Genomic DNA, 22,669 nt, shown 5'->3' on the forward strand with positions numbered 1-22,669 from the left:
GCCTTTGGTTCTTTTTCTGATCGTTGCTGAGCTTTAGTGGCCTTTGATGCCGCCCAGACCTAAAAAAGCCTGAAAGACACGCCACTTTTAAAGCTCGTAAATTCACAATCACGGTCAACGGACTTGGCCATAAGGCGGCGTAGCTGGCATATGGGTGTGGTTACCTTACGATTTGTTCTTTCTATATTCTGCTATAATCAATTCTTCTAATTCTTCAAAATCACATCTGAGGGTGCTTAAAGCAATAGAAATGGGGGTCCCATATTGATTTAGATTTGCTTTCATAAATACTTTTTGGAGACCCTTCGCCCTGCCAATGTACTTTTCGGGATTATGCACATCAATCAAAAGAAACCTTGTCGACATTACCTGTTCTGTTCTAATCTCTTGGATGTCATTCCACTCTATTAAACCTATACTAGATGCGTTTGAGTTATCAGTTACTCCAATTGAGTTCATAACAAGCCCCATTCTTTTGTCTAAGAGCTTTATGACTCCATAGACTCCTGCTGCTCCAAAAAACAAAACACCCAGAATGCCAACAATTTGAACAAACACAGGACTACTGACTCTAAATTTTAAACCATTGTTGGTAAATCTGTCAGGATTATATATCAACCAAGTTCCCAAAGCAACAAAAACAAGTGCTGCAACCAATAATAGTGCAATCTTTTTTTTGTCTATAGGAACTTCAATTTTATAGCTCATTCTTTAATGCTTCAAATGAAAGGTAACGGTACTCGTGCAGCCGATGGGCGAGGCGGAGCCGAGCAAAAAGGCTGCACTTGGTTACCAGTCTTTTATTTTGTCCCTTCTCTGTTGTTCCTAATTGCTCAGATAACTTTAGGTATTTAACCCCTTGATTGTGTTTTTTACTACCCAAACCAATGGCCCTAAAACCATACATAAATAGATGATACCAGTAGGGTTTACAGCTTTGCTTGTTATTACACCATAAGTTGCCCATACAATTAGTGCTACTATTATAGAGACTACCGCGATAAGGAAGCTTTTATTCTCCATTATTACCTTTTCCCTCTCAATAAATGTAGTTGTACTTTTTCTCTCATTATAGGCCTTTACTCTCCTTAGGCAAGCTGTTATAAATTTATCAAAATCGTCCGAGTCTTTATGATAGCTATGGATTTTGCATACTTCTCCAGATTTAGTCCTGAGTTTGAAAGTGGTAAAGTTTAGTGAAGGTTTGTACTTATAGGATTTCAATTCTGAAAGTTCAAATCTCAATGACTCACGCGGCTTAGCCCAAACAGATGGTTTGTGCTGCACTACTGACACTCCATCTTTTTCTACATCAATCTGTAGAATAGATTTTGCGAATCGTTTAGGCAGAAAATCCCAGTAAACAACTACAAAAATCAACAGCGGACTACCCAATACAAGTCCCCAAGTTGGTCCAAGAAGTACAATTAACAGCACTACCAATACACATATAAGTATAAGTGGAGCGAACCACAACAAAACGAATTTAACTTTTGAGTAACTGTAAACCTTATACATACAAATTATCCTTTTCCAGCTGCCATAATTTCCCTAATACCCTTCAAGTCGCTACTACTGCTCATAGGCTCACCACATTTTCAAAGGCATAGGCTATATTTTTAATTGCTGGTAACGTTTAGTCTAGATGGTGTCTCGTTGGAGGATCGCTGTGCTCAGTAAAATCCTCCAATGGCATCTAGACAGTGTTGGTCGAGGGTGTTTTCCCTTTTTCTCCCGGGTTATGCGGACATTGCCCCGGATTAATGCGAACTTTTTATTTTAGGGAAAGCACCCTGCATGGTTGGGTTATTTTCTCCTTTTAAACTCCATTCTAAGTGGCGCTTTAGCCGCAGGCAATGCCGTTAATGTGCTATTGGCGACGTTGCCGGAGGCGCCGGGCTCCGGGCTGGCCTAAGGCAAGACTAAACTAACTGAATCACTGGCCTCTCTATTGCCGCCAACCGGTTGAAAAAGAGCCGCCTCGGGCCAAGTTCCATACTTGACATTGTCACTTCTCAAGTATAACTTCGCCCCACCGAAGTCTTGCCTGGACGCCACCGTCCGAAAGCACGCGCTTTCTCCCGGCAACGCCCAGGCAAGACTTCGGGTCAGAAACCCCAATTCTTCCTCTGGCTCTTTTTCAACCGGTTGTACGCTTTAGTGGCCTTTGATGCCCCCCTGCCCCTAAAAAGCCTGAAAGACACGCCACTTTAAAACCTGAAAATAACCCAATCACGACCAACTCGTGTATAGCAGGAATAAACTCCTGCTATACACCCAAATCCGGCGGCTAAACGGAATCGGACTAACGAATATACTATATATATTTAATGTAATATAAAACTTTTATAGAAGCGTTATACCAGCCGGTGCTTATCTCCACTCTTGGGATTATTCTATCAGGCTAAAAAGCCTGTTCCAACGCACTTTGTGCAGCCAATCCGCCTCCGGGTCTACTGACATCCAGACAAACACCGCTTTGCCTACCAGGTGGTCTTCAGGCACAAATCCCCAGTAGCGCGAGTCGAGGGAATTGTGGCGGTTGTCGCCCATCATAAAGAAGTAATCCTGTTTAAATGTATAGGTATTCACTTCTTTCCCATCTAAAAACAGTTGGCCGTCGCGCACTGCTGCATTTTCGTTTTGCTCATACTTTAAGATGATGCGCTGGTAAAGCGGAAGGGTTTTGGGGTTCAGGGCAACGGTTTCTCCCTGCTTCGGGATGTAAAGCGGCCCGTAATTATCCCGATTCCATTTATAGGTGTTGGGGGCCTGCGGAAAAACGTCGGCGGCAACCCGGCCTGCCACGGCCTTGCTTTGGTTTGCTTCTTTAATAAAGTCCAGCGCAGCTAACTGCCTGGCTTTTGCAGGAGATGTGAACACCATATAGCCACCTTGTATACTATAAGTCTCTGTAATACCGCGTTGTCTGAAAAAGGCATCGTCCAGCACCCTTTCCGTAACCACAAAATACTCAAACTGCCGCTCTTTGGGGTTTTCTGCGGCTATGCCATTAATGTATACCTGCCCGTCGCGGACACGGAGCGAATCGCCGGGCAAGCCTACGCAACGCTTGATATAGTATGTTTTGAGGTCGGTGGGGTGGTTGTTTTCGGCGGGATAGTGAAAGACCACAGCATCGTTGTGCGCCACCTCAGAGAAGCCCGGTAAACGGAACGACGGCAACTGCAGTGCATCGGAATAGGAGGCCAGACCTGTGCCCCAGATGGTTTGGTGCGTGAGCGGCACCTGCAAGGGCGTAGAAGGCGTTTGGGGACCATAATGCAGCTTGCTCACAAAAAGGTAATCGCCTACCAGCAACGATTTCTCCATAGAGGAGGTGGGAATGGCAAAGGCTTCGAAAGTTGCCCACCGGATGATGGTGGCTGCCACCACGGCAAACAGCACGGCATCGCCCCACTCCCTGCCTGCACTCTTCTTTTCAGCGACTTTGCTCGCGGTGCGTTTCTCCCAGAATTTCAATTTCATAAGCAGTATAGATATTTAGCTATATAATAACGGCAAAGGCCCTATTTAAAGTATGGATTTGATTTAAAGCACTTCAGAATCCTGATGAACCCCAGGCCTGAAAAGTATACTTTGCCCACTGCCCTACACAGCCGCCAGCCCTGCAAGATAACCAATTAAGAAACAGGCCGTTAACTATACTCCAACTATTTAACGGCGCTTCCTGCTGCGGCAAGGGGCGTATATCCCTCATAATTAAGCATATACCTATGATCAGCAAAGGATTACTCGTTCGGTTAGAAGTGCAGCCAGGCAAAGACGCCGAGGTAGAAACGTTTCTGCGGGCTGCATTGCCCATGGTGCAACAGGAGGTAAACACAGTTGCCTGGTTTGCCATCAGGTTCGGGAAAGCGGAGTACGGTATTGTGGATGTGTTTGAGAACGAGGAAGCGCGGGAACAACACCTTACAGGGTCGGTGGCAACCACCCTGGTGCAGCAGGCAAGCACCTTACTTTCAGAACCTCCCAAAATTCAGAAACTCGATGTGCTGGCCAGCAAGATGCCTGCTGGTAAGCTGCCACAAGCCAACACCAAGGCCGTGCTATTAACCTTTAAGGCCAAAGAGGGCCACCAAACGGACGTAGAACAGTTTTTGCGCAAAGCGGAAACCATGGCACAGGCAGAACCCGACACCACGGCCTGGTTCGCCATCAGAACAGCAGACAATATGTACGGCATTTTTGATGTTTTCCCGGATAACGGCGGCAGGTTAAAGCATTTGGTAGGGCAGGTACCCCGCGAGCTGGCATCACATGCGCTTACGCTTTTGGGCAGCATGCCAGACCTGGAACTACCCACTGTGCTGGAGGAAAAGCTGGGCTAATTCCTGCCCGGTAAAAGTATAAAAACGAACGACAACTACAACGCCATTTACTGCTCTGGCAGGCATAAAGAGGGCTATCTATCCGTTCATCTTTTTCAGGATATACGGCCTGCCTAGCAGCGCCACCGCAATCAGCCCGATCATGACCAGCAACGGAATAGGCCTGGTCTGAAACTGTTTATACGACGAGAGCACAATAGCCACCAGGCAGCCGGCAGCACCCACAAGGCTCACCCACTTATACTTCATCTTTTGCCGGTAGGCGATAAAATTCACCGTCCCGAACGTAATCAGAAAGATCAGGCTGGCGGCATCTACCAGCATATCCAGCGAGCCGATGATTGCCAGTGTCGCGGCCAGTCCGGCAATCAGTATAATAGCGTAATAAGGGATATCCGATGCGTTCTCTTTTGCCATTAGCTGGGGCAGGTCGTTCTTTTCCGCCACTGTTTCCATCAGCCTTCCGGTAGAGAAAAGAGTAGCGTTAATGGCTGAGCCCGTAGAAAACGCCGCCGCAATAGTTACCAGCACCAGGCCGGTTACACCGAGCGCCTGCTTTCCGGCTATGGATAAGGCAACCTCCTTCTGCTGCACAATCACATCGGCACCCACCAGCATGGTAGCACCCAAAGCAACCAGTATATAAATAACGATAACAGCGATAACAGCCGAAATGGTGGCTCGTGGCAGGGTTTTCTTCGGATTTTTTATATCGTCGTAATCATAGGACAGCAACTGGAAACCCTCGTAGGCCATAAAAATGGTGGCCGCGCCAACAATGGCCGCATGCCAGGGCTTGGCCTCAATGCCGGCGGTAAGCTGTGCAGGCTCCCAGTGCACGATGCCAAACAAGGCCAGCCCCAGAAGCACAAACAGTTTCCCCCATACAGTGATCACTTCTACCCTGGATGAATCTCCGACACCCCGCATGTTCACTAGCGTGAGCAAGGCAATAATGGCAAAGGCAAGCACGCGCGGAAACCAGCTTCCCCAATTAAACAGGTGCGCCACATAATGGCCAAAAGTAAAGGCATACACCGATATGGTTAAAATATACCCCAGGATCAGGACCCAGGACAGGCTGCCGGCCAGGCCTTTGTGATTGATGTCGTTGAGGAATGTAAAGGCCCCGCCACTTTGTTCATACTTTAAAGATAACTGGCTGTAACTGTGCGCCGAGATAAGGGCAATAAGTCCTGCCAGGATAAAGCTTAGCCAGGCCCACTGCCCCGCGCTGCTGATGATCACGCCCAATACAGAAAATATACCCCCTCCTACCATACCGCCCACGGCCATAGACCAGGTAGCGTTAAAACTCATCTTCCCGCTGTTTTTACTCATGTGTGTTTTTATAAACTCTGTACGTCGTAAGCTATATAACCCAAGTTGCGATTAACCCACCCCTAGCCCCTCCGAGGAGGGGAATTACATGCACGAGTAAAACTCCCCTCCTTGGAGGGGCTAGGGGTGGGTTTACACCTTCAAAGTATCTTATATACCGCAACCTGAGTTATATACTTAGCACAGCACAAGAGGTTAACAAATAGCGGGGGTACAAACACAGCATCAGCAAAGCCGCTGCAGTTTTGTAGTCGTGTGAGAGCGGCTGAGCTTTAAAGAAGTCAGGGGGAGGTGCCCCTGCGGCCACCTCCCCCTGACTGGTGCGCTACTTGCAGCCGTTTGGCTTAGTCGTTAGCGCTTCTGGTTACTGCAAAATAGATCACATACAACCAGCTGAGCAAACCGTGTATAATTGCCCAAAGAATTGACCTGCTCCGCGACCAGGAGGCAACCACCGCAATCACTGCTCCCAGCCCTACCCCGTTGCTGATCACCTTACGGGTTACGCCATCGGAGTCAGTTTGAGCAAAAAGTGGCGTGGCGCTCAACAAGAATATCAGTAACAGGCAGCTTCGTAGCTTTACATTCATAAGTGTTTTTTAAATTTAGATATAGATGGTTTTTTGGGCATCTCCAGCCTCTTTTTTACAGGAGGTAAAGGAGATAGAAAGCAGTATGACCCAAATAATAGATTCTATTTTCATGGCAGGAGCAGCACGTAGCATACTTGTAAACATAACTATTCTTTTTTATTATCCCACATTTCAGAGATTGGTTTTGCTTCGCGATTACGAACGCTACCTTACCGTTCTGTGGCAGGATCAAAACACAGGGAGGTAATGCGGCCCCCTTTGTATTTATAAAATTTAGTACCCCGTCCTCTCCGCGTTTATATCCCGCTGTAGACGCAAAATATAATCTGTGCCTGCTTTATCCCGTACATGGCAAGTATGGCTCCTAAACTTAAAGCTATCCTGCTGCTCAGCATTTTGCTGCTGCCCCTCCCCGGTTTTGGCTGGGGCTTTTTTGCGCACCAGCGCATTAACCGACTGGCCGTGTTTGCTTTGCCCCCTGAAATGGTAGGGTTCTACAAAAAACACATCCGCTACATCACCGAAAACGCCGTAAACCCCGACAAGCGCCGCTATGCTGTTGCCAACGAGGCCCCGCGCCATTACATCGACCTGGACGTGTATGGCGACAGTGCGCTTTATAAACTGCCCCGGTATTGGCAGCAGGCCGTGGAGCTTTATACCGAAGACACCCTGATGGCCTATGGCATTGTGCCCTGGCATATCAACTTTATGAAATACCAGCTCACGCAGGCGTTCAAAGAACGGAACCTGGACAAGATCCTGCGTATGAGCACCGAAATGGGCCATTACGTGGCCGACGCCTGCGTACCGCTGCACACCACACAAAACTACAACGGCCAGTTTACCGGGCAACGCGGCATCCATGCTTTCTGGGAGACACGCCTGCCTGAGCTTTTCTCTGATAACTTCGATTTTTTTGTGGGGCAGGCATTGTACATCGAGCGCCCGCAGGTGAAAGCCTGGCAACTGGTAGCCAGTGCCAACACGGCCCTGGATTCGGTTTTATACCTGGAACGGCAACTGACACAGGAATTTGACGAAGAGAAAAAGTATGGCTTTGAGGTGCGCAACAACCTGACCACCCGCGTTTACTCCCGCCCCTTTTCAACGGCATACAGCAACCGCCTGCACGGCCAGGTAGAGCGGCAGATGCGGCTGGCCATACGTGCCACCGCCAGTTATTGGTACACTGCCTGGGTAGACGCAGGCCAGCCAGACCTCAGCACGTTTCCGAAGGCTTTAACAGCAGCAGAACTGGAGCGCCTGGAAATGGAGAAGAAGGAATACGAAACCGGGCCTCACAAACCCCGCGCGGAGGGCGACCAGTAGCCTCCCCGTTTAACTACCTTGCAGCCGCCGCACCAGCTTCATTCTGAACGCACGCACCAGTTGTATACTTTTCGGCAAGCGGTTATACGTCAGCACAGGAATAGGCATGGTTTGGGCGCCAAAGCTTCTGTAGAAATGCACGATATCGGGTTCACTGTCATCCGGGCTTTCAAAATCGAAGGTGTAGTGCTGGCCGGCATACTGCTTTATCATGTGGTCCAGCATCAGGGTGCGCCCGTTCAGCTTACGCCCATGCGCGGCGGCAGCGTTAAAGAGGTACACCACCCGGTTGCGCCACACAACAAACAGGCAACCGGCATGCTGGCTGCCCTGTGCATCCGAAGTATAAAAAAGGCGGCTCAGGTTACGCTTGTGCAGTTCCTGGTACAGATCGCGCAACATGGCATACGAAGCCTCCGACACGCCCCCGTAAATTTTACCGGCCGTTTCGGTTTTAAAGAAATGGATCAGCGGCTCCAGGTTATCGCTTTGCTGCAGCTGCACGCCCGCCTTCAGGGCTCGCTTCAGGTTTATGTTTCTGTCGCGGGTGTAGTGCTGCCGCAGCTGTTCGTAGGTTGTGTGCAGGTGCAGGTAGAGCGTGTAGGTCTGGCCTGGCTGTAGCGCCGGCGGCAGCTGGTTGGCGGTGTTAAACTGGTAGCCCGCCACATACCGGAACCGCGCCTCCAGCTCCTGTACAAATAGCTGATACACTGCATCCGGAATACATCCATGCTTGCTGTACAGCCCCAGTTGCTGGCAAAATTGTGGTTGCCGCACGTAGCGCATGCCTAGCTTCCGGCCCCACGGCACCGGCATCACCACTTCATACTTGCCTGCATCGTTTAGCTGCACCACTGCCTCCCACGCCGGGGCCACCACATCCAGGTACCACGACAGCGCATACACCTGCCCCTGCTCCGATTGCGTGATCAGCGCATCCCACTGGGGCTTGTCGATTTCTGCATGCCGGAGGTAAACCACGCTCATATGGCTGTATCTGCCGCTACTGGCTCCGTCTCGTGCAGCTTTAGGAGGTTAAAAACTGTTTCGCCGGATGCATCGGTATCATAGGCTCTTTTAAAGCGGGTATTCCACAAGATCTCGCTGTAACGGTAAGAGAAGCGCGAATGGATGTTCTGCCCGAAAGTTTCATCGTAGCCTTTGATCAGAACCAGCAGTTCGGCGTCCTGCTCCTCCAACCCTGCCGGACCAACCCCGTGCAAGGGGCTGTCTACAGTGATGGGGTGAACGATGGTCCAGTTGAGCGGGAAGAAATGGACACTGGACCGCTCCAACTGCAGGTTAAAGTAGCGGCGATGATACGTAACCGGGTCATGCACCATCAGAATAACCTCTGCCTCCATCTCCATCAACACGTTGCTGCGCTTGTTGGCGATCCTGAACTGCAAACTCTCCCCGTCTCCGTAAGGGGCTATCACGGCATTGTTACTGTAGAGTATGCGTGCGGTGGGTTTAGAAAAGCGCCTGTATACCACGCCTGTTATAATGGCAAACCCCACCCAGCCCAACAGCGACTCGAGGGTAACGACCAGGTTGGTAGCCAGGCCATGCGGCGAAAGCACCCCGTAGCCAACCGTGGTAAAGGTTTGTACGCTAAAGAAGTACGCGTTCAAAAACGGGGAAAGCGCCGGGTCAGCCCCATGCAGGTTCTCTACCCCGCACCATACGTAAAGCAAAGCAAACAGGAAGTTAATCAGCAGGTAGAAGCCCAGGATAACCAGGGCCAGTTGCCCCACCGATCTGGTAGTGATGTACTGATACGAGTCGTGCACACTCGCCTGGCTGCCGCGCCTGACAATGTTAAACGTGCCGTCTCTGTTAATCAGCCGTTTGGTACGTCTGTTATACTTTTCCCCTAGTCCAGGGTCTATGGTTTGCCTTGCCATGGTAGGTGGTTAAATCGGGTACAGCAAGATACGAAAGTATAGCCACGCTGTTAGGCCACTTTTTAGCGGAGGCTAAAATAAGCGTCTGTTTAATTTTAGCACGCAAAAACGAAATTTAAGCATACTCTCAGTATCTTGCTACATTACAAACAAGCTATATTCCAGATGATAACTAAAATATCTCTCCATCAGCGATTAATGGCCCTTCTGTTAGTCGTTTCTATTTTCTTGTTCGTGCCCCAGGCACAGGCCCAGACAAAAACCCAGGTCGATTTCGGTAAACTAGATGCCTATTACCAGAAAGCGCTTAGAGACTGGGATGTGCCGGGCATGGCCATCGCCATCGTCAAGAACGACTCGGTGGTATTTGCCAAAGGCTACGGCGTGCTGAACAACAAGTCGGGTGGGCAGGTAGATGCCAACACGCTGTTTGGCATTGCCTCCAATACCAAAGCCTATACCGCGGCGGCCCTGGCCACTTTGGTGGATGCAGGTAAAATTAAATGGACGGACAAGGTGAACCAGTACCTGCCCTACCTGCAACTCTACGACCCGTTCGTGACGGAAAACCTGACCATCGAGGACCTGCTGAGCCATCGGGCAGGCCTTGGAACATTTGCCGGGGACCTGCTTTGGTACAACACCACTTACAGCCGCGAGGAGATCATCAGGCGCATGCGTTACCTGGAGCCGGCCTATGGTTTCAGGGATGGGTATGGCTACTCTAACCTGATGTTTATAACGGCGGGCGCGGTGATAGAAAGCGTTACCGGCAAACCCTGGGAGACCTATATCAAGGAAACTTTCCTGCAGCCGCTGGCCATGAACCGCACCTACACCTCGGTAAACGACCTGAAAGGGGTACAAAACGTTGCCTCGCCGCATGGTTTCGATGACAAAGGCAAGCCTTACGCCACCACCTTCACGGCCTGGGATAGCTGGAACCCGGCAGCGGGTATTTTCACCAGCGTAAACCAGCAGGCCCAATGGATGCGCCTGCAACTGAACCACGGCACGTTTAAAGGGAAACGCATCTTCAGCGAAGAGGCCAGCCGCAACATGTGGACAGCGCACAACCCCTTCCCTGTATCTAAAAGATCAGAGGAGATAACACCCTCCACACACTTTGCCGCTGCGGGGCTGGGCTGGTTCTTAAGCGACTACGAAGGCCGCAAGCTGGTGTACCACGGCGGGGGCCACGAGGGCATGAACAGCCGCACCGTGCTGGTGCCGGAGGAGCATCTGGGCATAGTTATATTTACCAACAGCATGAGCAGCATGATGGCCCCTTTGGCCAACTACACCGTAGATCAGTTCCTGGGTTTGGCCAATGGCCGCGACTGGAGCCAGCTTAGCCTCGACGCCATGGCCAAGGCAAAGCAGGAGCAGGAAGCCACTGCCACTAAAAAGCCGCAGCAGAAGAAGCCGCGTAAGAACACCCCGGCCCGCGCCCTGGCAGCCTATGCGGGCACCTACCACAGCGAACTTTACGGCGATGCCACTATCACGCTCAGAGACGGGAAACTGGAACTGCACCTGGCCCCCGCCCCTACTTTAGGCGGAACACTTAGCTTCTGGCAGCACGATATTTTTAACCTGGACTGGAAAAACGACTACGCCCTGCTGCACCCGACCAACGTGCGGTTTTTAGCTGGCGAGGACGGCGGCATTGCCCAAATGCGTCTGGATTCCGACAACCCGGATTTCCATTTCGAGGAGCTGAAGTTTGTGAAGGTGAAATAGCTGGGGACTAGAGCCCTTTTTCACAGTAAGGCACAAAGCATAAAAAGAGGCCGTTGCAGATTGCAACGGCCTCTTTTTATGCTTCAGCAGGAGCACCGGCACCCCTGTGTTTGGTTATTACTGGCTCAACTTACACCAGTTTTTTATAACGGATACGCTTCGGCTCCACATCGCCCATGCGTTTTTTCTTGTTCTCTTCGTAGTCCGAGTAGTTCCCCTCGAAATAATACACCTGCGACTCGCCTTCAAAAGCCAGGATGTGCGTGCAGATGCGGTCCAGGAACCAGCGGTCGTGTGAGATGATCACGGCGCAACCGGCAAAGTTCTCCAAAGCATCTTCCAAGGCCCGGATCGCGTTCACGTCCAGGTCGTTGGTGGGCTCATCGAGCAGCAGCAGGTTGCCGCCTTCTTTCAGCGTCATGGCCAGGTGCACGCGGTTGCGCTCCCCGCCCGACAGCTTCTCTACCTTCTTCTCCTGGTCGCCCCCCGAAAAGTTGAACTTGCTAACGTAGGCCCGTGACACCACCTGGCGGCCTGCCATGATCATGTGCTCCGTTCCGCCAGTGATCACCTCAAACACCGACTTGGTCGGGTCCAGGTTCACATGCTCCTGATCTACGTAGGATATCTGCACTGTAGAACCTACCACAAACTCGCCGGCATCAGGCTGCTCCTGCCCCGTAATCAGTTTGAACAGGGTTGTTTTACCCGCGCCATTCGGACCGATGATCCCCACAATCCCCCCCTGCGGCAAGGCAAAGTTCAGGTCGTCAAACAGCAGTTTATCGCCATAGGCCTTGCTAACGTGGTGCGCCTCGATCACTTGGCTTCCCAGGCGTGGGCCATCGGGTATAAACAGCTCCAGTTTCTCTTCTTTCTTGGAGGCCTCTTCTCCTGCTAATTTATCATACTGGCTGATACGCGCCTTTGATTTGGCATGACGGGCCTTGGGTGCCATCTTAACCCACTCCAGCTCACGTTGCAGGGTTTTCTGGCGCTTGCTCTCGGTTTTCTCTTCCGAGGCCAGTCGGTTAGACTTTTGCTCCAGCCAGCTGCTGTAATTTCCTTTCCACGGAATGCCTTCGCCACGGTCCAGCTCCAGAATCCAGCCAGCCACATTGTCCAGGAAGTAACGGTCGTGGGTAACGGCGATCACCGTGCCTTTGTATTGCTTCAGGTGCTGCTCCAGCCAGTCCACCGACTCGGCATCGAGGTGGTTGGTCGGCTCATCCAGCAACAGCACGTCGGGCTCCTGCAGCAGCAGGCGGCAAAGGGCCACGCGGCGCTTCTCACCACCCGACAGGTTGCCGATAATGGCATCTTCGGGGGGTGTGCGCAGGGCATCCATGGCGCGCTCCAGGCGGTTGTCCAGCTCCCAGGCATTCAGCTGGTCCAGTTTTTCCTGCACCTCGCCCTGGCGTCCGATCAGCTTGTTCATCTCATCGTCGGTCATCTCCTCGGCGAACTTCATGTTGATCTCGTCGAACTCACGGAGCAGGCTCACTACCTCACTCACGCCTTCCTCAATCACCTCACGCACCGTTTTAGCCGGGTCCAGTTGCGGCTCCTGTTCCAGGTAGCCCACCGTATACCCCGGCGACCACACCACTTCGCCCTGAATCTCCTTGTCTATGCCTGCGATGATCTTGAGCAAGCTTGACTTACCGGAGCCGTTGAGGCCCAGCACGCCAATTTTAGCGCCATAGAAAAACGACAGGTAGATATTTTTAAGTACTTGTTTCTTTGGAGGGTAGATTTTGCTAACCCCCGCCATGGAGAAAATAATCGTTTCGTTACTCATGCTTCAATTTATAATTTTTTCCCTAATTTTTTCCCGGTAGCCTTTGCTTTTCCAAGTGCCTGCCGGCTACAGCGCAGGCCCACAGTACAGTTTAGTGCCGTATTACGCACTCATTTACAAATATCGCAAAAATTCATGTGTTTACGCTTCACAAAATTGCGCCGAAATCATTAAACTTGTAACAAAACTGTATGGGTAAAATGTGCCCAGACTTATTTTAGCACCAGGCAAACGATGCATATGAACCTGCGTATGTTAAAGTTAGTTTAAAATTGACCGCATTACCCTATTTTCGACGCTAAACCCGATCCAGTAACATGGAAAACAACGACCTATTGGAAGAAGCCAAAAAGTATGGCTTTATTCAGGACCAGCAAGTGTGGCTGAAGCCTTTCATGAACTACCCTGCCCGCCAGGTAGGCGACGTGAAAGAGTCTGAAGATGATTCGCTGGTATACTTCGCCAAGCGTTTCGGTATGTTCCAGGACAAAGTTAACAGCCTGTTAGAACGCATCGCAACCTCCGAGAACAAAGGCTCCTTTTTGATGAAGGTGCTGCACATGAAAGAGCTGGTAGGCAGCTACGACGCCCTGGGCGATTTCGAGAAAACCTACCAGGCCTTAAACCAGTCCGAAGAAGAGATCAACGAAACGATCAAACAAAACCGGGAGAAGAACCTAACGATCAAGCTCAGCCTGATTCAGGAGGCTGAAACCCAAAGCGAGAACATCGAGTGGAAAGAGGCGACCGATAAGCTGAAGGAACTGCGTGCTACCTGGATCAAAACCGGCCCCATAGAGAAAGAGCTTACCGAGGAGTTGGAGCTACGCTTCAGAACAACCATAGACGATTTCTTTGAGCGCAAGAAAAACTTCTTCGAAGACAAGAAACGCATGCTCAACCGCACTTACGAGCGGTACCGCGAGCTGATCCAGAAATCGTATGCCCTGCAGAATTCGGAGGAGTGGGAAGAGACCACCGCGAAGCTGAAGCAGCTGCAAACCCAGTGGAAAGAAGTGGGCGGCAACCTGCCCCGTAAAACCACGACCAAGCTGTGGTCTGATTTCCGGCGTGCGCACAACCACTTCTTTGATCGCCTGAAACAGAAGATCAACAACGAGAAAACGGAATCGAAGGACAAGTACTACGAGCAGAACCTGGAGCGCAAGAAAGAGCTGGCCAGCGAGGCGGAAAGGCTTTTGCAGCAAAACAGCCTGAGCGATGCCGTAAGGCGCGCCAAAGAGCTGCAGGCCGAGTGGAAGAAAGCCGGCCCCGTGCATCCGTCCGTTTCCGACATGATCTGGGAGCGCTTTATAAAAGCCTGCGACAAGGTGTTTGAAATGAGCAGCCTGGAGCACTACATCCGCAAGCGCCAGCAGGCGGCCAACGAAACACCCTCCGAAACGGATGGCTTGCAGGCCCGCATCAGTGCGCTGAAAGAATTTATTAAATCAGATAAGACCGAGCTGGAGGTACTGGAGAGCAACCTCGATAAGCTAAGCGAGTCGGCAGGCAGCGACTCGTTCCGGAGCATGCTGCAGGGTAAGATCCGGAACTTTAAGCGCAAGATCAACACCAAGCAGGAACTGATTGAGGTGTTTAAAGGCCAGCTGAGTGCCATTGAGAAATAAGCCCCGGAATATTTTTAAAGAAAGCCGCCGGTAACCTGATTATTGGCGGCTTTTTTGTGGTACACCCCGCATAAAAGCCTGCTCCTGCATCCTTTGTTACAGCGCCGCCGGAATAGCACAAAATATATCTGCCCATTTTGAACATTTGCAGTTTGTTTGCGTTGTTTTGGTAAAAACAGACAAAAAAGCAATTATTTGTTGCTAAAAATTTTTGTTTTTAGTTTTATTTATACTTTTGCAAACTATTTGAATTAGCCAATAAGTTAAAGGAGAAAATACTATGTACTGGACACTTGAATTAGCTTCATACCTGGAGGATGCGCCCTGGCCAGCCACCAAAGATGAGCTTATCGATTTTTCAATCCGCTCTGGCGCCCCCATGGAAGTTGTAGAAAACCTGCAGGCGCTTGAAGATGATGGACAGCCTTACGAGAACATCGAAGAGATCTGGCCTGATTACCCTACCAAAGAGGATTTCATGTTTAACGAAGACGAGTACTAAGAATTAATGCGGCACGCTGGGGCTGCTAGCATACCTGGTTAAGAACGGCCAGATATACGGCACCACCCCACATGCACCATGCTAATTTAAAAGAACTTGATCGTTGAAGCAAAGAACTTGGTTGCGGGTTATGGCCAGAGGGTCCTGATTCGCAACCTTTCTTTTTCTATCCCCTCCCCTGCATTCGTGGCCGTCATCGGCCATAATGGAGCCGGAAAAACAACGCTTTTTAAGGCGTTTCAGCAAAAGCTGCCCTACCAGGGGCAACTGCTCGTTAAAGGGCAGGACCTGAAAGAGCTGCCTAACCCCGCTGAAAGCGGAACCTTATCCTATCTCCCTCAAAAAAACACCATCAATTTCCCGATCAGGGTGCACGACCTGGTGGTGATGGGCCTGTTCCGGAAGAAGCGGTTTTTTGAAGACTACAGTGCTGCAGATTATGCGCAGGCGGCCCAGATACTGGCGCAGTTGCAGTTGGCCCACCTCATCGACCATGATTTTACTACCCTGTCCGGCGGTGAGCAGCAATTGGTTTGGCTGGCGCAGCTTATACTGCAGGATGCCGACATTGTGCTACTGGATGAACCCACGCAGCAACTGGATGTGTACTATAAAAATCAGGTGTTCAGCCTGTTGCAGGAATGGACCCTCCGAAATGGAAAAACCGTGCTCTGCATCACCCACGACCTCTATAACCTGGTGCCCCTGCACGGCTATTTGTTAAACCTTTCCAAACCCAACCCTGAACTGGAGACCATTACACCGGAAACAGTACATGCAAACCAGGCTTTTCTAGAAGCTGAGCGGCAGCCGGTGCTCTAGCAACCACAAACAACCCTAACCCAGCATCTCCCCTTGGGCGAAGGCCTGGCCAAGAATCAGGTCTTCTGGAGTGGTGATTTTGATGTTGCGGTAACTACCCTCCACTAGCGTTATCTTCTCGCCTGTGTTCTCTACTACGGAGGCATCGTCAGTGAAGCGCTCCTGCTCCGGCTGCTCGTAGGCCTTGCGCAGGATGCTTGCCCGGAAACACTGCGGCGTTTGCACCAGCTTGTAATTCCCCCTAGGCACTGCTTTGCTTCCTTCATCGGTTAACTCCCTGATGGAGTCTTTTGGAGATACCGCCACGACGGCACTGCCATGCAGGGCGGCGGCCTGGAAGGCGGCGCGTATGATTTCCACAGCCACAAAGGGCCTAACCCCATCATGCACTGCCACCAATGCCTCTTTCTGCACGGCATCCAGGCCATTTTTTACAGAACCAAAGCGAGTGGCCGCTCCCGGCACGGTCATATGAAATAGCTTAAAGGCATGCTGCTTACACAACTCCCGCCATGTGGCAAGTTGGTCTTGCGGCAATACCACTACCAGGCGTGTGGCAGGGTTATACTGGTGAAACCGTGCGATGGTATGCATCAGAATGGGTTTGCCCGCCAGCTCAATAAACTGCTTGGGCTTGTCGTGTTGCATGCGGCTACCCGAGCCACCTGCCACAATTATTGCGTATTCCGGGAGTTGCGCCATAGCACAAAGATAATCGTTTTGAGTTCTGCCCATCAAAAAAGCCCCGGCCTGCATGGCCGGGGCTTTTTGTCATGTTCTTGTACTTTCAAAAAGTATCCGTTACAGGATCAGCATTACGTCGCCGTAGCTAAAGAAACGGTATTTCTCTTTCAGGGCTTGCTGGTAGGCTTCCATCACCAGTTCGTAACCTCCAAAGGCGGCAGCCATCATCAGCAGGGTGCTTTCGGGCATGTGGAAGTTGGTAAGCAGGCTGTTTGCTATCTTAAACTCGTATGGAGGAAAAATAAAACGATCCGTCCATCCTTCGTTCGGCTTTAGGCGGCCACTAGCCGACACCGAAGACTCCAGGGCGCGCATGGTGGTGGTACCTATGGCGCATACACGCTTCTTGTGGTCCAGGGCGTTGTTCACCATGTCGGCAGTCTCCGCAGATACCATGAAGTTCTCAGAGTCCATCTTGTGCTTGGTCAGGTCTTCCACATCCACCGGACGGAAAGTGCCAAGCCCTACGTGCAGCGTAATCGGGGTCACATCCACACCTTTGATCTCCAGGCGCTTCATCACCTCTTTGGTGAAATGCAGCCCTGCGGTAGGTGCTGCCACCGCGCCCACGTTCTTGGCATACACTGTCTGATAGCGCTCTCTGTCCTCGGGCTCGGCCTCACGCTTGATGTATTTAGGAAGCGGCGTTTCGCCCAGGTCGTTGATCGTTTTGTAAAACTCCTCGTCCGTGCCGTCAAACAAAAACTTAATGGTACGTCCGCGTGAGGTGGTGTTATCGATTACCTCTGCCACCAGGTCGCTGTCGCCGAAGTATAGCTTGTTGCCCACACGGATCTTACGGGCCGGATCAACCAGCACATCCCACAGGTGAATATCTTTGTTAAGCTCGCGCAGCAGGAAAACCTCTATCTTGGCGCCGGTCTTCTCTTTATTGCCGTAAAGCCGGGCCGGGAAAACCTTCGTGTCGTTCACCACCATCACATCGCCGTCATCAAAATACTCCAGGATATCCTTGAACACGCGGTGCTCAATTTTACCCGTGGAGCGGTGCAGCACCATCATGCGCGACTCGTCGCGGTTTTCGGAAGGGTGTGTGGCCAGAAGTTCTTCGGGAAGCTCGAATTTGAATTCAGATAATTTCATATATCAAATATTACGGTATTTGGGGTCATTTACCTTATGTGTCTTCTGGTAGTAACGCGCGAAACTGAGTACAAGGTTTCGCTACATTCATCTACAAAAAAACAAAAAATCAGACCGCAAATTTACGCAGTTTGGCTGAAATATTCTTACTTTTAAGCAAATTACTTCAGTCTTTACGATCCGTATTAAGATTAACCCATGATATACCTACGCTTGATAGCGGAAAGTTTTCGGTTTGCCTGGCAGGCCCTTCGTGCCAATCTGTTGCGCACCATTCTCTCTTTGCTGGGCGTTACGATCGGTATATTTGCCATTATCTCTGTTTTTACGCTCGTCGACTCGCTGGAGCGGAACGTGCGCGACAGCATGAGCTTTATTGGTGACAAAGTGATTTATGTGCAGAAGTGGCCCTGGGCATTTGGTGGCAACTACCCCTGGTGGAAATATTTTCAGAGGCCCGAGCCGAATATGCGTGAGTTCAGATTGTTGGAACGCAGCCTGACAAATGATGCCGGTACCGCTATTTTTGCCGATAAAGGCAATACTACTTTTAAGCAAGGCAGCAACAGTTTCTCGAAGGCTGGTTTGCTGGGTGTAACTTACGAGTATAATAAAGTAGCCGACGTGCCAGTGGAAGCAGGGCGTTATTTTGTGCCGCAGGAAGTAGATGCAGCCCGAAATGTAGTGATTATAGGCCATGAGATGGCTGAGGCGCTTTTCCCTTATACCGAGCCACTGGGTCAGGAAGTAAAAGTTGCCGGCCAAAAGTTAATGGTTATCGGGGTGATGGAGAAGCAGGGCGAAAGCCTTTTTGGCCTGCCGAACTTTGACCAGATGGGGGTAGTACCTTATGGCACCTTTGCCAAGATGTTTGATGTAGGTCCGGATGGCATTGGTTCCACGATTGCAGTAAAAGGCCGTGAAGAAGACCATGGATTGCTGGAACTGGAGTATGAGATACGCGGCCTGATGCGCAACATCAGGGGCATGCGCCCGCGCGATGAGGATAACTTTGCCCTGAACCGCCCTGAAATGGCCACGCAGGCCATCGGAGGCTTTTTTGAGGTGGTTGGCCTGGCCGGCTGGGTAATAGGGGGCTTCGCCATTCTGGTGGGTGGCTTCGGTATTGCCAACATCATGTTTGTGTCGGTAAAAGAGCGCACCAATATCATCGGCATCCAGAAATCGTTGGGAGCGAAAAATTATTTTATACTTTTCCAGTTCCTTTTCGAGTCAGTTTTCCTGAGCCTAATTGGCGGAGGCATAGGCATTTTGCTGGTGTTTTTGCTCACCCTCATCCCCCAGGACATGATGGCGGTATCACTATCGGTGAACAACATTATACTCGGGCTTGGCGTATCGGCCGTGATAGGAATGCTTTCCGGTATAATTCCGGCGGTTTTGGCCTCGAACCTAGACCCTGTTATCGCGATACGCTCTAAATAGCTGAACCTTGTTTTAAGAACTTAATGCTGGGAGCCAATATATTGCCATTTGTCTCCCATAATTTCAATATATTTACACCCCCGGATTTTTTGCAGTACCCATGCGTACGACAAGCCATCCTTTTTAAATTATTATTTTAGATGATGCGCGCTTTGCACAAAGGCGCTCAGGGGCAGTTGCCTCTGCGATGAAGATGAAGAAAAAATTATGACAAAGCTTAGAAAGACAAGCAAAACGAAGCTCAACGAGCAGGAGCTTAACACGGGCAGTGGCCAGACCATCTTAAAACCTGATGTAAACGAAAACAAAGCAAGATCGGTAAGTGATTTACGTGAGAACGGACAGGCACAGGCCTCGCCCGAGGACAAGAAAATCCGCCAGGCATTTGTAGACAAAGACTGGAACGAGATTAAGATAGCCGACTCCTGGCAGATCTTTAAGGTGATGTCGGAGTTCGTGGAAGGGTTCGAGAAAATGGCCAAGATCGGCCCATGTGTTTCTATCTTCGGCTCGGCCCGCACTAAAAACACGCACAATTATTACGTTATGGCCGAGGAGATTGCCGCCAAGCTGGTACGCCACGGTTACGGCGTAATTACGGGTGGTGGCCCGGGCATTATGGAAGCAGGCAACAAAGGGGCACACTCCGAAGGGGGCAAGTCAGTTGGCCTGAACATTCAGTTGCCTTTCGAGCAGTTCAACAACATCTACATCGACTCTGACAAGCTGATTAACTTCGATTATTTCTTTGTGCGCAAGGTGATGTTCGTGAAGTATGCACAGGGTTTTGTGGTGATGCCCGGCGGCTTTGGCACGCTCGATGAGCTGTTCGAGGCAATCACGCTGATCCAGACCAAGAAGATCGGTGCATTCCCGATCGTGCTGGTGGGCCGCTCTTACTGGGAGGGCCTGTTCAAGTGGATAGAGGAGGTGATGCTGCACGCGGAGAGCAACATCAGTCCCGAGGACCTGGACCTGATCCACATCGTGGATGATGCCTCCGAAGCCGTGAAGGTAATTGACGATTTCTACAACAAGTACCTGCTGTCTCCAAACTTTTAACAGCAGCCGGTTTATTTGTAAGCACAAGGCCCGCTACCCTAGTAGCGGGCCTTGTGCTTTTTATCAATGAATTAACCTTATACTTCTGCCTGCCAAAAAAGCGGCTTTACTTTTAAAGCTATAAAATTTACCGGAATTACATCTCAAGCAGGATAATATGCTAATGCTTCTGCAACGTTTACGTTTTTTCCGCTCTAATTTTTTTTCAGGTAATTTATTCATATATATAGCAATATTATTCCTATATTTACATATAATAATATATATTCTTGATAAGGAACCCCTACACAGCCTATTTTAATGAAAAACAAACACCCCTGACTAGCAAAGCTCCTTTTGCTATTGGTATTCGTTTCTGCCTGCCAGACGCTGGAGCAGGATATTGCTGAGCCTGCTCCTGACCGATCAGGATTAAAGGCGTCGCATACAACCTTAAAGCTGGAACCAAAATTAGCAGCGGCACTACATAAACTAAACGCCATACAGTATAGGGAGTACGCTGTAAACTCCACAGCTCCTTCTTACTCGGCCCCTGACACGGAGGACATTATCAAGGTTCTACAAACATCAGGCACGGCCTATACTTACTCCATGGCGCTACCTACTGCGACAACCCCGAACAGCTTCTCCAACCTGGTACTACAGCAGGTGAAAGGCGGCTACATCGGTTTTATCTTACGGTACGAGGCTACAGGCCCGCTTCCCATCACAGCGAAGGGCAGGCTGGACTTCGGCAGGTTCACGGGCACTGTCTCCCGCTACGACCTGCAGGGAAAGCTTTTCGGTCAACAGCACCTGACAGGAGGCAAACTTGGCGAAGGGCAAAGAGACGCGGGCACCAACAGCGTGCTTGCCGGCAATGCCGTAAACACCACCTATGACTGCATAGAAGACATTAAATCTTACTACGAGTGCACAGGGGGCTTCTCCGGCACATCCTCAAAAACAGGCCTGGAGTTTGAGCAGCCCTGCGACGAGTCGGAGATGGTGCTGGTGATAGAGGTTACGGCAGGAGACTGCGACGAGGGCGGCGGCTCCTTTATCCCGGATGACGGGAGCGGCGATCCCTACTACGGAGGCGGAGGCACCGGCGGCACGCCCACCTACAGCGACCCTGGCACTGGAAGCGGTACTGACCCGGCAACTGGCGAGCCCCTGGACCCGGGCAACGAGCTCATTGGCGTGGCTGAGCCTGTGCAGCCTAGCCTGATAAGGAGTGTTGATAAAGATAAAAGCATAGAGTATAACCCCATTGCAAACTGTATCTATGATAAGTTGATACCTGAAAATATTGCTTATGAAAAGTTTCTGGTAGAGTTTAAGAACAGTACCAAGTATAATGTAACCTTTAAACTGAAAGCTGATCTGACTGATTCTAAAGGCAACCCAGCAAATGGGACAACGAATTACACTATTGGGAACACTAATGTTTCTATCTTTATAAATAGCTCCACTCTTAAAAGGCCCTCCTGGGAGGTTGCCGGAACATTTATACACGAAATGGCACATGCTTATCTGGCGCAGAGGCTGATCTCCAGCGGTGGACCGGGCAATTTAGGGCAGTACACCACCAACACTAATTTCAATGACTTATTTGATTACTATACCAAGTACGTAAAGGTTATAGACAACAAGCACGTATACACCTCAGAGGAAAATAGCATCGCGCAGCACAACCTGATTGCCGATAAGCTCATCACAGACATCGCACTTGGCATCAGAATATAAAAGTCAAAACCTATAAAAAACCCTCAAAGATTATGATGGGTTTTTGAGGTTCTTGTCAATGTTTGTAGTCTTTAAAATAGTCAACCTATTTCAGGACTAGACATATCCACCCCTGATTACGGCCAACACCCTAAGCACCTTAGCGCGTATACTTTGTGAAAGACCTGTGGCATGCACGAAAAAGATGAAATAAAGAGGCTCAAGAAGAAGCTGAAGGTGCAGGAGAAGAAGAACGACGAGATCCGGGACCAGATGGCCATGGAGCGCACCAGCTTCGCCAACGAACGGACGCTTATGGCTTACCTGCGCACTGCCTTATCGGTGGTGGCCGGAGGAGCGATCGTTCTAAAAATAGCCCACAACATTTACCTGAACCTCACGGGCCTGCTTCTGGTCGTTGTTGGGTTCCTGTTGGGTATTTACGGTTTCTATCGGTTCAGGCAAAAGTTAAAGCAGATCTCCAACCACACCCGGCATTATGCCCCCACCAGCCACGAGCACGCGCAGGTGGCTGCTAAAAAAGAAGCGGGCCCCGACTTTGTAGATTAAGCCCGATCGTAC

Annotated in this window: 21 protein-coding genes; 10 read left to right on the plus strand and 11 right to left on the minus strand. The window is 50.4% G+C overall.

Going from position 1 to position 22,669, the window contains the following annotated elements; translation table 11 throughout:
* Positions 1-165: 165 nt before the first annotated feature.
* The 3 genes from AC4BAN_RS16385 to lepB form a co-directional block, all read right to left on the minus strand.
* Positions 166-708 carry an STM3941 family protein gene (locus AC4BAN_RS16385; RefSeq protein ID WP_490565496.1) on the minus strand — a complete coding sequence of 181 codons (543 nt, stop codon included), beginning with the start codon at positions 706-708 and terminating at the stop codon, positions 166-168.
* A gap of 135 nt (positions 709-843) precedes the next feature.
* Positions 844-1,437: a hypothetical protein gene (locus tag AC4BAN_RS16390; RefSeq protein WP_490565497.1), complete on the minus strand. Its 594-nt coding sequence runs from the start codon at positions 1,435-1,437 to the stop codon at positions 844-846.
* 954 nt (positions 1,438-2,391) lie between these two features.
* Entirely contained in the window at positions 2,392-3,489 is a 1,098-nt protein-coding gene (gene lepB, locus AC4BAN_RS16395; protein WP_490565498.1) for a signal peptidase I, read from the minus strand.
* Positions 3,490-3,737: 248 nt separating this feature from the next.
* On the opposite strand from lepB, the gene AC4BAN_RS16400 reads away from it, so the two are divergent.
* Complete coding sequence (locus tag AC4BAN_RS16400) at positions 3,738-4,352, plus strand: putative quinol monooxygenase (protein WP_490565499.1); 615 nt, start codon at positions 3,738-3,740, stop codon at positions 4,350-4,352.
* A gap of 78 nt (positions 4,353-4,430) precedes the next feature.
* On the opposite strand, the gene AC4BAN_RS16405 is transcribed toward AC4BAN_RS16400, so the two are convergent.
* From AC4BAN_RS16405 to AC4BAN_RS16415, 3 genes are all read right to left on the minus strand, one after another.
* Entirely contained in the window at positions 4,431-5,693 is a 1,263-nt protein-coding gene (locus AC4BAN_RS16405; protein ID WP_490565500.1) for an APC family permease, read from the minus strand.
* 344 nt (positions 5,694-6,037) lie between these two features.
* Positions 6,038-6,283: a hypothetical protein gene (locus AC4BAN_RS16410; protein WP_490565501.1), complete on the minus strand. Its 246-nt coding sequence runs from the start codon at positions 6,281-6,283 to the stop codon at positions 6,038-6,040.
* A gap of 15 nt (positions 6,284-6,298) precedes the next feature.
* Positions 6,299-6,430, minus strand: coding sequence for a hypothetical protein (locus tag AC4BAN_RS16415; RefSeq protein ID WP_490565502.1), 132 nt, complete (start codon positions 6,428-6,430; stop codon positions 6,299-6,301).
* Between the two features lie 213 nt (positions 6,431-6,643).
* Between AC4BAN_RS16415 and AC4BAN_RS16420 the strand changes: the two genes are divergently transcribed.
* On the plus strand, positions 6,644-7,618 hold the full coding sequence (locus tag AC4BAN_RS16420) for a zinc dependent phospholipase C family protein (protein ID WP_490565503.1): 975 nt from the start codon (positions 6,644-6,646) through the stop codon (positions 7,616-7,618).
* Positions 7,619-7,627: 9 nt separating this feature from the next.
* Here the strand turns inward: AC4BAN_RS16420 and AC4BAN_RS16425 are convergent, their stop codons facing one another.
* Both AC4BAN_RS16425 and AC4BAN_RS16430 read right to left on the minus strand, forming a co-directional pair.
* On the minus strand, positions 7,628-8,605 hold the full coding sequence (locus tag AC4BAN_RS16425; protein WP_490565504.1) for a GNAT family N-acetyltransferase: 978 nt from the start codon (positions 8,603-8,605) through the stop codon (positions 7,628-7,630).
* A complete protein-coding gene (locus tag AC4BAN_RS16430; protein ID WP_490565505.1) occupies positions 8,602-9,525 on the minus strand; it encodes an ion channel in 924 nt (307 codons plus the stop codon). The genes AC4BAN_RS16425 and AC4BAN_RS16430 overlap by 4 nt, the downstream gene beginning before the upstream one ends.
* Before the next feature lie 198 nt (positions 9,526-9,723).
* On the opposite strand from AC4BAN_RS16430, the gene AC4BAN_RS16435 reads away from it, so the two are divergent.
* Positions 9,724-11,268 carry a serine hydrolase gene (locus tag AC4BAN_RS16435; protein ID WP_490565506.1) on the plus strand — a complete coding sequence of 515 codons (1,545 nt, stop codon included), beginning with the start codon at positions 9,724-9,726 and terminating at the stop codon, positions 11,266-11,268.
* A gap of 130 nt (positions 11,269-11,398) precedes the next feature.
* On the opposite strand, the gene ettA is transcribed toward AC4BAN_RS16435, so the two are convergent.
* Positions 11,399-13,069 (minus strand): energy-dependent translational throttle protein EttA, encoded by a 1,671-nt coding sequence (gene ettA, locus AC4BAN_RS16440; RefSeq protein ID WP_490565507.1) that lies wholly within the window; start codon positions 13,067-13,069, stop codon positions 11,399-11,401.
* 317 nt (positions 13,070-13,386) lie between these two features.
* On the opposite strand from ettA, the gene AC4BAN_RS16445 reads away from it, so the two are divergent.
* From AC4BAN_RS16445 to AC4BAN_RS16455, 3 genes are all read left to right on the plus strand, one after another.
* Complete coding sequence (locus AC4BAN_RS16445; protein WP_490565508.1) at positions 13,387-14,700, plus strand: DUF349 domain-containing protein; 1,314 nt, start codon at positions 13,387-13,389, stop codon at positions 14,698-14,700.
* Between the two features lie 280 nt (positions 14,701-14,980).
* Positions 14,981-15,202 carry a DUF2795 domain-containing protein gene (locus AC4BAN_RS16450; RefSeq protein WP_025608825.1) on the plus strand — a complete coding sequence of 74 codons (222 nt, stop codon included), beginning with the start codon at positions 14,981-14,983 and terminating at the stop codon, positions 15,200-15,202.
* Between the two features lie 96 nt (positions 15,203-15,298).
* Positions 15,299-16,024 carry an ABC transporter ATP-binding protein gene (locus tag AC4BAN_RS16455; RefSeq protein ID WP_490565509.1) on the plus strand — a complete coding sequence of 242 codons (726 nt, stop codon included), beginning with the start codon at positions 15,299-15,301 and terminating at the stop codon, positions 16,022-16,024.
* Positions 16,025-16,039: 15 nt separating this feature from the next.
* Here AC4BAN_RS16455 and AC4BAN_RS16460 read toward each other — a convergent pair whose 3' ends face one another.
* Both AC4BAN_RS16460 and queA read right to left on the minus strand, forming a co-directional pair.
* Complete coding sequence (locus tag AC4BAN_RS16460; RefSeq protein WP_490565510.1) at positions 16,040-16,726, minus strand: 2-C-methyl-D-erythritol 4-phosphate cytidylyltransferase; 687 nt, start codon at positions 16,724-16,726, stop codon at positions 16,040-16,042.
* Between the two features lie 99 nt (positions 16,727-16,825).
* The gene (gene queA / locus AC4BAN_RS16465; RefSeq protein ID WP_490565511.1) at positions 16,826-17,872 is read right to left on the minus strand and encodes a tRNA preQ1(34) S-adenosylmethionine ribosyltransferase-isomerase QueA; all 1,047 of its coding nucleotides are present in this window, start codon (positions 17,870-17,872) and stop codon (positions 16,826-16,828) included.
* Between the two features lie 198 nt (positions 17,873-18,070).
* Between queA and AC4BAN_RS16470 the strand changes: the two genes are divergently transcribed.
* The 4 genes from AC4BAN_RS16470 (at position 18,071) to AC4BAN_RS16485 (ending at position 22,657) form a co-directional block, all read left to right on the plus strand.
* The gene (locus AC4BAN_RS16470; RefSeq protein WP_490565512.1) at positions 18,071-19,318 is read left to right on the plus strand and encodes an ABC transporter permease; all 1,248 of its coding nucleotides are present in this window, start codon (positions 18,071-18,073) and stop codon (positions 19,316-19,318) included.
* 207 nt (positions 19,319-19,525) lie between these two features.
* Positions 19,526-20,380 carry an LOG family protein gene (locus AC4BAN_RS16475; RefSeq protein WP_490565513.1) on the plus strand — a complete coding sequence of 285 codons (855 nt, stop codon included), beginning with the start codon at positions 19,526-19,528 and terminating at the stop codon, positions 20,378-20,380.
* A gap of 336 nt (positions 20,381-20,716) precedes the next feature.
* Entirely contained in the window at positions 20,717-22,108 is a 1,392-nt protein-coding gene (locus AC4BAN_RS16480; RefSeq protein ID WP_490565514.1) for a hypothetical protein, read from the plus strand.
* A 171-nt stretch (positions 22,109-22,279) separates the two neighbouring features.
* The gene (locus tag AC4BAN_RS16485) at positions 22,280-22,657 is read left to right on the plus strand and encodes a YidH family protein (protein ID WP_490565515.1); all 378 of its coding nucleotides are present in this window, start codon (positions 22,280-22,282) and stop codon (positions 22,655-22,657) included.
* Positions 22,658-22,669: the final 12 nt, after the last annotated feature.

Source organism: Pontibacter sp. GD13, assembly GCF_058216355.1.